This is a genomic window from Modestobacter sp. NPDC049651 (assembly GCF_040659695.1).
Lineage (GTDB): Bacteria > Actinomycetota > Actinomycetes > Mycobacteriales > Geodermatophilaceae > Modestobacter.
Map to the genome: position 1 here is coordinate 34,907 of NZ_JBFAOG010000025.1, position 9,844 is coordinate 44,750.

At 72.1% G+C, this 9,844-nt stretch carries 8 protein-coding genes; 5 read left to right on the forward strand and 3 right to left on the reverse strand.

Features of this window, described 5'->3' with window-relative positions; translation table 11 throughout:
• Window positions 1-126: 126 nt before the first annotated feature.
• Both AB0J00_RS21420 and AB0J00_RS21425 read right to left on the reverse strand, forming a co-directional pair.
• A complete protein-coding gene (locus AB0J00_RS21420) occupies window positions 127-2,475 on the reverse strand; it encodes a glycoside hydrolase family 3 N-terminal domain-containing protein (protein ID WP_357748988.1) in 2,349 nt (782 codons plus the stop codon).
• Window positions 2,476-2,586: 111 nt separating this feature from the next.
• A complete protein-coding gene (locus AB0J00_RS21425) occupies window positions 2,587-3,570 on the reverse strand; it encodes a LacI family DNA-binding transcriptional regulator (protein WP_357748991.1) in 984 nt (327 codons plus the stop codon).
• 303 nt (window positions 3,571-3,873) lie between these two features.
• Here AB0J00_RS21425 and AB0J00_RS21430 point away from each other — a divergent pair, with 303 nt between their 5' ends.
• The 3 genes from AB0J00_RS21430 to AB0J00_RS21440 are packed head-to-tail and all read left to right on the forward strand — an operon-like array spanning window position 3,874 to window position 6,999.
• Window positions 3,874-5,178 carry an extracellular solute-binding protein gene (locus AB0J00_RS21430; RefSeq protein WP_357748994.1) on the forward strand — a complete coding sequence of 435 codons (1,305 nt, stop codon included), beginning with the start codon at window positions 3,874-3,876 and terminating at the stop codon, window positions 5,176-5,178.
• 34 nt (window positions 5,179-5,212) lie between these two features.
• A complete protein-coding gene (locus tag AB0J00_RS21435) occupies window positions 5,213-6,091 on the forward strand; it encodes a sugar ABC transporter permease (protein WP_357748997.1) in 879 nt (292 codons plus the stop codon).
• Window positions 6,088-6,999 (forward strand): carbohydrate ABC transporter permease, encoded by a 912-nt coding sequence (locus AB0J00_RS21440; protein ID WP_357749000.1) that lies wholly within the window; start codon window positions 6,088-6,090, stop codon window positions 6,997-6,999. The genes AB0J00_RS21435 and AB0J00_RS21440 overlap by 4 nt, the downstream gene beginning before the upstream one ends.
• 10 nt (window positions 7,000-7,009) lie before the next feature.
• On the opposite strand, the gene AB0J00_RS21445 is transcribed toward AB0J00_RS21440, so the two are convergent.
• Window positions 7,010-8,221, reverse strand: a complete 1,212-nt coding sequence (locus tag AB0J00_RS21445) for an ROK family protein (protein ID WP_357749003.1) — start codon at window positions 8,219-8,221, stop codon at window positions 7,010-7,012.
• 74 nt (window positions 8,222-8,295) lie between these two features.
• Here AB0J00_RS21445 and xylA point away from each other — a divergent pair, with 74 nt between their 5' ends.
• Window positions 8,296-9,483 carry a xylose isomerase gene (gene xylA / locus AB0J00_RS21450; protein WP_357749005.1) on the forward strand — a complete coding sequence of 396 codons (1,188 nt, stop codon included), beginning with the start codon at window positions 8,296-8,298 and terminating at the stop codon, window positions 9,481-9,483.
• 36 nt (window positions 9,484-9,519) lie between these two features.
• Window positions 9,520-9,844, forward strand: a 325-nt coding sequence (locus AB0J00_RS21455) for an FGGY family carbohydrate kinase (protein ID WP_357749007.1), incomplete at its 3' end; no start/stop codon positions are given.

The window sequence follows — 9,844 nt, forward strand, 5'->3', positions numbered from 1 at the left end:
CCGTTCCGGCCGGTTCGGGCTCCTGACCAGCGGCGCAGGGGTCACCCGGTGGAGTGCCTCCGGCCGGTCAGGAGCGGCTGACCCGGGCCCGCACAGGGGACGCCGGCCGTCGTCGTGCAGAGCGGGTTACAGCGCGGCGATCTCCACCGGGGTGCTGAGCACCCGGTCGGTGCCGACCACGCGGGTCTGCCCGGTCACCTGGACGGCGGCCTGCAGGGGCAGGTCCTCGCTGGAGGTGCCCACCTGCAGCACGAGCTCGCCCGGCTCGACGATCCGCTGCAGGTCCCGGCCGGTGAACGACGTCCGGTCGGCGTGCACGGTGAACGACACCCGCGTGGCCTCGCCGGCGGCCAGCTCGACCCGGGCGAAGCCGGTGAGCTGCCGGACCGGCCGGGCGACGCTGGCCACCGGGTCGTGCACGTACAGCTGCACGACCTCCGCGCCGTCGCGCTCGCCGGTGTTGCGCACCGTGACCGACACGGTGACCGCGCCGTCGGTGGGCAGCTCGTCGGCGGACACCGCGAGGTCGGCCACCTCGAAGGAGGTGTAGGACAGGCCGAAGCCGAACGGGAAGGCCGGCGTCGGGTCGGCCGAGGAGATCCCGCTCTTGCCGCCCAGCTGCGCGTGCAGGTAGGTGGCCGGCGAGCCGCCCGGGGTGTTCGGCACCGACACGGGCAGCCGGCCCGAGGGGTTGACCCGGCCGCTGAGGACGCCGGTGACCGCACCCGCGCCCTCCTCGCCCGGGAAGAACGCCTGGACGATCGCCGCGGCACGGTCCTTGACCGCGCCCAGCGCGTACGGCCGGCCGGTGAGCAGCACGACCACGACGGGCTTGCCGGTCGCCAGCAGCGCGTCGAGCAGCTCGCCCTGCAGGCCGGGCAGCCGCAGGTCGTCGGCGTCGCAGCCCTCACCGGACGTGCCGCGGCCGAACAGCCCGGCCACGTCACCGAGGACGGCGAGCACCACGTCGGCGTCCTCGGCGACCGAGACCGCCTCGGCGAAACCGCTGCGGTCCCCGCCCTGGACGGCGCAGCCCCGGGCGGTGCTCACGGCCGCGTCGGGGAACTCGGTGCGGACGGCGTCGAGCAGGGTCGGCAGCTCGATGCCCAGCGGCATGTCGGGGTGCTGCACGCCCACGTGGTTCGGGAAGGCGTAGCAGCCCATCAGCGACAGCACCTCGTCGGCGGCGGGGCCGACGACAGCGACCTTCGACGGGGTCTGGAGCGGCAGCGCGCCGTCCCGGTTGGCCAGCAGCACCACCGAGCGCTCGGCGATGGTGCGGGCGAGCTCGCGCATGTGCGGCGGGTCGAAGTCGGGCTCCTGGCCGGCCTTCAGCACCTCCGGCTCGGGGTCCCAGCCGGCGTCGAGCAGGCCGAGCTCGCCCTTCTGCAGCAGCACGCGCTCCACGGCGCGGTCGATCACCTCGACCGGGAACTCGCCGGCGCGCAGCTGCTCGAGCAGCGGCTCGCCGTAGCAGCGGACCGTGGGCAGCTCGACGTCGATGCCGGCGGTGAGCGCCAGCGCGGCGGCCTCACCGGGGGAGCCGGCGACGCCCTGGGTGGTCTCCAGGAACGACACGGCGAAGTAGTCGGCGACGACCACGCCGTCGAAGCCGAGGCGGCCGCGCAGCAGGTCGGTGAGCAGCGACGGGTCGGCCGCCGGCGGCACGCCGTCGACCGCGGCGTAGGAGTTCATCACCGAGCGGGCGCCGCCCTCGCGCAGCGCGGTCTCGAACGGCGGCAGGACGACGTCGGCGAACTCGCGGGCGCCCATCCGGACCGGGGCGTGGTTGCGGCCGGCGCCGGAGCCGGAGTAGCCGGCGAAGTGCTTGAGGGTGGAGACGATGCCGGTGCTCTCCAGGCCGCGGACGTACGCGGTGCCCAGCGCCGCGACCAGGTACGGGTCCTCGCCGATGGTCTCCTCGGTGCGGCCCCAGCGGTGGTCGAACGCGACGTCGAGCACGGGGGAGAGGCCCTGGTGGACGCCGACCGAGCGCATCAGCTCACCGATCCCGGCGGCCATGGTCTGGATCGAGGCCGGGTCGAAGGAGGCGCCCCACGCCAGCGGCGTCGGGAAGACCGTCGCCTGCCAGGCGGTGAAGCCGGTGAGGCACTCCTCGTGGGCGATGGCCGGGATGCCCAGCCGGGAGTTCTCGACGATGCCGCGCTGGGTCTGGGCGAGCACCCGGGCGCCGGTGCCGGGCTCGACCGGCCCGGTGCCGAACATGCGGGTCAGCTGACCCAGACCCGGCTTGGTCAGCTCGTCCCACGGGGGGAGCAGCTCGGAGAACTCGTGCTGGTTGGGGGCCACCTCCTCGCCGTCGGAGATCTGCGTCCAGACGCCGTAGAGCTGGGCGACCTTCTCCTCGATGGTCATCGCGTCCATCAGGGCGCGGACCCGCTCGGGCATCGGGCGGGAGGGGTCGCTCCAGACGGGAGCGGCCTCCGGGGTGGTGGGGTCCGAGGACTCGGTCACAGCGTGGTTCTCCTGAGGGGGTCGTGCGGACCGGCGGGGTGGTCGCCGGTGGAGGCGTCGCGGTGGCGCGGGTGCCGCGCCACGCGCTGCCGGGTCGTCGGGAGGCGGGTCTCAGGCCCGCGGCGGGGCGGTCGACGCGCGGGGGACGAGGGTGGTGGCCAGCTCCAGCCGCTGGGTGGGCAGGGTCTGGCCGTTGATCAGGTCGTGCAGCATCTGCCCGGCCATCCGGCCCATGTCGGCCAGCGGCTGGCGCACCGTGGTCAGCGGCGGGGAGCTCCACCGGGCCATGGGCAGGTCGTCGAAGCCGACGACCGAGAGGTCGTCGGGCACCCGCAGGCCCTTGACCCGGGCGGCCTCCATCACGCCGAAGGCCTGCTCGTCGCTGCCGGCGAACACCGCGGTCGGCGGGTCGGGCAGCTCCAGCAGCGCGAGCGCGGAGTCGTAGCCGCCCTGGTGCCGGAAGGTGCCGTGCCGCACGAGCTCGGGGTCGACGGCGATGCCGGCCCGCTCCAGCCCGGCGCGGTAGCCGTCGATGCGGGCCCGGCTGCACAGGTAGGGCTCCGGGCCGCCGATGACGGCGATCCGCCGGTGCCCCTGCTCGATGAGGTGCTCGGTGGCGGCCAGCCCGCCGGCCCAGTTGGTGGCGCCCACGCTCGGCACGTCCTGGCCGGGCATGTCGACCGGGTCGATGACGACGACCGGCAGCTTGGAGCGGCCCAGCCGGCGCTGGTCGGCGGCGGTCAGCTGGGACGTGACCACCAGGGCGCCCCGCCGTCCGCCGGCGATGAGCGACTGCACCCAGTCCTTGCCCACCGGGCGCGCCAGGGTGTTGACGACGACCTCGAGGCCGCTCTCGGTGATGCCCCGGAGGATCTCGATCGCCCAGGGGCTCTCCAGCGCCGGCAGCACGACGTCGACCAGCAGGTCCTCGTTGCCCTTGCGGGCCACGGGCACGTAGTTGTGCTGCTCGAGCAGCGCCTGGATGCGGTCGCGGGTGGCGGCCGAGACGTCCTGCTTGCCGTTGACCACCTTGGACACGGTGGGCAGCGAGACGCCGGCCGCCGCGGCGATGCTCGCCAGCGTGGGTCGGCCCACGGGATGGGGCGGCACTGTCCCACCTCTCGGTCCTCGTCGGTCAGGCCCGGCCGGCTCCGCCAGAGGGGAGCCGATCGGACCGCAGCGCCGTCGGCGCGGAGGTGCAGCGTAACGAAAGTTTCGACGAACCGGAACCGTCGGACGGTGCTCGTTGCGCAGTGGTTACAGTCCGGTTCCGCTCCGGGTCACGAACCGGCCACGCTTACGACGTGTGGCGTTGACACTCCAGCGTGAGCGGGCTTACGTTCTCGCAACCGTTCGAAACTTTCGGTTTTCAACGACGAAACAGGAAGGTGGCGTGGGATGACTTCCCGTCGCTCGATCCGCGTGGCCATGTCGGCCACGACCCTTGTCCTGGCGGGTGCCCTGGTCGCCGCCTGCGGCTCCGACAGCACCTCCGGCGGCTCCGGTGGTGGCGCTGCCACCGTCTGGGCGCTCCAGGACACGACGCTGAACCCGATCGAGCAGGCCTCGATCGACCGCTTCAACAAGGACGGCGACGGCAAGGCCAAGCTGGTCACCTTCGCCAACGACCCGTACAAGCAGCAGCTGCGCACCTCGATCAACGGCTCGAAGGCGCCCGACGTCTTCTTCAACTGGGGTGGCGGCAACCTCAAGCCCTACGTCGACGCCGGCAAGATCGAGGACCTGACCCCGCTCCTGGACAAGAACCCGGAGCTCAAGGACGCGTTCCTGCCCAGCGTCGCCGCGGGTGCGCAGTTCGACGGCAAGACCTACGGCCTGCCGATGCGCGGTGTCCAGCCGGTCCTGCTGTTCAACAACAAGAAGGTCCTCGAGTCCGCGGGCATCAGCGAGTCCCCGAAGACCTGGGACGAGCTGCTCGCCGACGTGGACGCGCTCAAGGCCAAGGGCGTGACCCCGATCGCCCTGGCCGGCTCGCAGTCGTGGACCGAGCTGATGTGGGCGGAGTACCTGCTGGACCGCGTCGGCGGCCCGGAGGTCTTCCAGAACATCCGCGACGGCAAGAACGGCGGCTGGAACCAGCCCGAGGTCGTGCAGGCGATGACGATGCTCAACGACCTCATCAAGCGGGGTGCGTTCGGCAACAAGTTCCAGTCGGTGGGCTACGACGTGGGCGGCGCCTCGACCATCCTCGCGACCGACCAGGCGGGCTTCCACCTGATGGGCTCGTGGGAGTACACCAACCAGCTGGGCCAGAGCCCCGACTTCGTGAAGGCCGGCAACCTCGGGTACGGGGCCTTCCCGGCCATCGACGGCGGCAAGGGCGACCCGTCGAACCTGGTGGGCAACGTGTCCAACTTCTACTCCGTCACCAAGGACTCCAAGTCCAAGGACGCGGCGCTGGACTACGTCGCCAAGACGGTCAACGACCCGACCTACGTCTCCGACCTGATCAAGGCCGGCGACGTGATGCCGCTGAAGAACGCGCGCGACCAGATCGCCAAGACGGACAACGCCGACTACGGCGTGGCCATCTTCGACATGACGTCGAACGCGAAGAACTTCCAGCTGTCGTGGGACCAGGACCTCAAGTCCGACGAGGCGACCAAGATGCTCACCGAGCTCAGCAACCTGTTCAACGGGAAGCAGACGCCGGAGGGCTTCGTCAAGGCCCTGGCCGGCTGAGTCACCGCACCAGCGAGAACACAGAGGACCTGACATGGCTGTCAAGGGGCGGGAGCGTCCCAGCGGCTGGTACATGACGCCGGCGCTGCTCTTCTTCGGGATCTTCGCGGTCCTGCCGATGCTGCTGGTCGTGTACCTCAGCTTCACCGACTGGGACGGGTTCGGTTTCCCGAGCCTGTCCGGTGGTGGGAACTGGTCGCGCCTGTTCCAGGACGCCGAGGTCCGCCACTCGCTGTGGCTGACCTTCCTGTTCATGGTCCTCGGGTGGGTCGTCCAGACCCCGATCGCACTGATGATCGGGGTCTGGGCGGCCGGCCGTCAGCGCAACCGGGCCATCCTGAGCTCGATCTTCTTCCTGCCGGTGCTGCTGTCCACCGCCGCGATCGCGCTGCTCTGGCACTCGATCTTCGACCCGAACTTCGGGGTCACCCGGCACATCCCGCTGCTGGACCACTTCGACTTCCTGGGCGACAGCAGCATCGTCGTCTACGCGGTCGCCTGGGTGCTGACCTGGCAGTACGTGCCGTTCCACACGCTGCTCTACCAAAGCGCGGCGCGCGGCATCCCGGTCCAGATCTACGAGGCCGCGACCATCGACGGCGCCGGCCGGTACAAGCAGTTCTTCCGGATCACCCTGCCGCTGATGCGCTACACGGTGATCACCTCGACCGTGCTCATGCTGGTCGGCTCGGTGACCACGTTCGACACGATCCTGATCATCACCAACGGCGGTCCCGGGACGGCGTCCCGCATCCTGCCGCTGTACATGTACCAGACCGGGTTCGGCGGGTTCGAGTACGGCTACGCCAGCGCGATCGCGGTGGTGCTGCTGGTGCTCGGCGCGGGTCTGTCCCTCGCCGTCACGCGGCTGACCGGCTTCCGCTCGATGTCCAGCCAGCAGGAGGGTCTGTGAGCCTCACCCAGTCCGGCATCCCCACGGCGAGGGTGCCGGCGTCCACCGACCCGGACGGCCCGGTCACCGGCGCCAAGCGGCGCAAGATCGGCCGGGAGCGGCCGAACTGGCTGGCCGGCGTCCTCGCCCTGGTCTGGTTCGTGCTGGTCATCGTGCCGATCTACTACCTGGTCAGCGGCAGCCTGCGGACCCGGCAGACGTACCTGACCGACAACCCGCTGACCCCGCCGGGCTCCCCGACGCTGGACAACTACAGGTCGGTGTTCGAGGGCGGCTTCGGGCGCTACTTCCTGAACAACGTCATCGTCACGGTGGCGACGGTGGCCATCGTCATCGTGCTGACCGTCCCGGCGGCCTACGCGGTGGCCCGCAGCACCAGCACGCTGGTGCAGCGCGGCTTCTCGCTGATGCTCGTCGGCCTCGCGGTGCCCGCGCAGGCGGTGATCGTGCCGATCTTCCTGATGATCAACCAGCTGCACCTGTACGACACCCTGCTGGCGATCATCCTGCCCACCGCGGCCTTCGCGCTGCCGGTCTCGCTGCTGGTGATGACCAACAGCCTGCGCGACATCCCCAACGAGCTGTACGAGGCGCAGACCCTGGACGGCGCGGGGGCCCTCGGGGTGCTCCGCAACCTGGTGCTGCCGCTGGCCAAGCCGGCCATCACCACGGTCTCGGTGTTCACGGCGATGGGTGCCTGGAACGGCTACCTGTTCCCGCTGGTGCTCACCCAGTCCCCGGAGCAGCGCACGCTGACCCTGGGCCTGACGACCTTCTCGAGCCAGTTCGGCACCAACGTGCCGGGTCTGCTCGCAGCGGTCACGCTGTCCCTCGTCCCGATCTTCCTCGTGTACCTGTTCGCCCGGCGCTACCTGCTCAGCGGCCTCACCGCCGGCTTCGGGAAGTAGCCCGGCGGTGTCAGGCGGGGACGTCCGGCCGGCCCAGCCACGCGGCCGGGTCGGCCAGGACGTCCTCGAGGGCGCGCAGCGCCGCGCCGGTCGCACCGGCGCCCGGCCCGTTCGCGGCCGAGGCGATGGTCGGCCGGCGCCAGCGGGCGGACAGCACCCGGCGGGCCAGGTGGTCGGCCACCCGCGGGCACAGCAGGTCGCCGAGCTCGCCCAGGTGGCCGCCGAGCACCACGACCGGGATGTCCAGCACGTTGAGGGCCCCGGCCAGGGCGATGCCCAGCGCCCACGCGGCGGTGTCCAGCGCCGCTCCGGCGGCCGGGTCGCCGGCGGCGGCGCGCTCGGCCAGCACGGCCGGCGCGGTGCCCCGGGGGAGACCCGCGGCGGCCAGCAGGGCGTCGCGACCGGCGTACTGCTCCAGGCAGCCGGTCGACCCGCAGCGGCAGGCCGGCCCGTCCGGGTCGACGCAGACGTGGCCGACCTCGCCGGCCCAGCCGGAGCTGCCGGTCATCACCCGGCCGCCGAGGACCGCCGCGCCGCCGACGCCGATCTGGCCGGACAGGTAGAGGAAGTCGCGGTGCGTGCCGGGGCGGCCCGGTCCGGCCTCGGCGACGGTGCGGGCGGCGAGGTCCGCCTCGTTGCCCAGCAGCGGGACCAGGCCCGGTGGCAGCCAGCGCGCCAGGCGCTCGGCCGGGCGCTCGTCGGACCAGCCCAGGTTCGGGGCACGCAGCAGCGAACCGGTGGCGACGTCGACGATGCCCGGCAGGGCCAGACCGGCACCGACCAGGTGGAGGTCCGGAGGCAGGTCGGCGACCAGGCGGGCGGCCAGGGCGCCGAGCCGGTCGAGCGTGGGCCCGGGCTCGCTGCCGGCGAAGTCGCCGTCCTCGACCCGCTCGGCGACGACCCGGCCGCGCAGGTCCAGCACCCGGGCGACGAGCAGGGCGGCGTCGGCCTGCAGGCCGAGCGCGGCGAACCGGGAGCCGGGGGCCAGCGGGGTGGCCGGGCGACCGCGCCGCGCGGTGGGGGTCCGCTCGACCTCGTCGAGCAGGCCGGCGGCCACCAGGTCGTCGGCCAGCCGCGCCGCGGTGGCCCGGGTCGTGCCGGTCGCGGCGGCGATGTCGGCCCGGGACGGGCGCTCGTCCGCGGCGCACACGGTGCGCAGCACGAGCCCCAGGTTGGCGGCGCGCACCGACGACGGACGCGCGCCTAGCGATTCGGGGGCCACCCGTCGAGAATACGTGTGAACTGGGTTATTGTTCTAGTGCAAAACAAATCGTCGACCGTCCCGGAGGACATCTGATGAGCGACCTGAAGCCGACCCGCGAGGACAAGTTCACCTTCGGCCTCTGGACGGTGGGCTGGACCGGCACCGACCCGTTCGGCTCGAACACCCGCAAGCCCGTCGACGTCGTCGAGTCGGTGCACAAGCTCGCCGAGATGGGCGCCTACGGCGTCACCTTCCACGACGACGACGTGATCCCCTTCGGGAGCGACGCCGCCGCGCGCGACGAGATCATCAAGCGCTTCCGCGGCGCCATCGAGGAGACCGGCCTGGTCGTCCCGATGGTGACCACCAACCTGTTCAGCCACCCGGTGTTCAAGGAGGGTGGCCTCACCGCGAACGACCGCGAGGTCCGCCGCTTCGCGATGCGCAAGGTCATGCGGAACATGGACCTGGCCGCCGAGCTGGGCGCCCACACCTACGTCCTGTGGGGCGGTCGCGAGGGCACCGAGGTCGACGTCGCCAAGGACCTGTTCGCCTCGCTGGACCGCTACGCCGAGGCCATCGACACCCTGGCGCAGTACTCGGAGGACCGCGGCTACGGCTTGAAGTTCGCCCTGGAGCCCAAGCCGAACGAGCCCCGTGGCGACATCTTCCTGCCGACGATCGGGCACGCGATCGCCTTCATCAACAAGCTGCAGCACAAGGACCTCGTCGGGATCAACCCCGAGGTCGGCCACGAGCAGATGTCCAACCTCAACTACACCCACGGCATCGCCGAGGCGCTGTGGCTGGGCAAGCTGTTCCACATCGACCTCAACGGCCAGCACGGGCCGAAGTTCGACCAGGACCTGGTCTTCGGCCACGGCGACCTGCTGCAGGCCTTCAGCACCGTCGACCTGCTGGAGAACGGCCCGGCGCTCGGTGGCCCGTCCTACGACGGCCCGCGGCACTTCGACTACAAGCCGGGTCGCCCCGAGGACATGGACGGCGTGTGGCGTTCGGCCGCCGCCAACATGCGCACCTACCTGCTGCTCAAGGAGCGCGCCGCCGCGTTCCGCGCCGACCCGGAGGTGCAGGAGGCCCTGGCCGCGGCCAAGGTCGACGAGCTGCGCACCCCGACCCTCGGCGAGGGCGGCTACGAGGAGCTGCTCAACGACCGCTCGGCGCTGGAGGACTTCGACGCCGAGGCCGTCGCCCAGCGCGGCGCGGGCGTCGTCCGCATCGACCAGCTGATGGTCGAGCACGTGCTCGGCGCCCGCTGACCCGCACGAACTGACAGAGCAGGACGGGACGGACACATGACGCTGGTCGCCGGGATCGACTCCTCGACGCAGTCGTGCAAGGTCGTCGTACGCGACGCCGACACCGGGGAGCTGGTCCGGGAGGGGCGCGCCAAGCACCCCGACGGCACCGAGGTGGCCCCCGCCGCCTGGGACGCCGCGCTCACCGAGGCGATCGGTGCGGCCGGCGGCCTGGACGACGTCGCGGCGGTCGCCGTCGGCGGCCAGCAGCACGGCATGGTCTGCCTCGACGAGGCCGGCCAGGTCGTCCGTCCCGCCCTGCTCTGGAACGACACCCGGTCCGCCGGCGCGGCCACCGACCTGATCGCCGAGCTCGGCAACG

Excerpts from the sequence above, each read along its gene's own strand:
- AB0J00_RS21435 (WP_357748997.1), top strand. The coding sequence starts at position 5,213 with ATGGCTGTCAAGGGGCGGGAGCGTCCCAGCGGCTGGTACATGACGCCG.
- xylA (WP_357749005.1), top strand. The coding sequence starts at position 8,296 with ATGAGCGACCTGAAGCCGACCCGCGAGGACAAGTTCACCTTCGGCCTC.
- AB0J00_RS21430 (WP_357748994.1), top strand. The coding sequence starts at position 3,874 with ATGACTTCCCGTCGCTCGATCCGCGTGGCCATGTCGGCCACGACCCTT.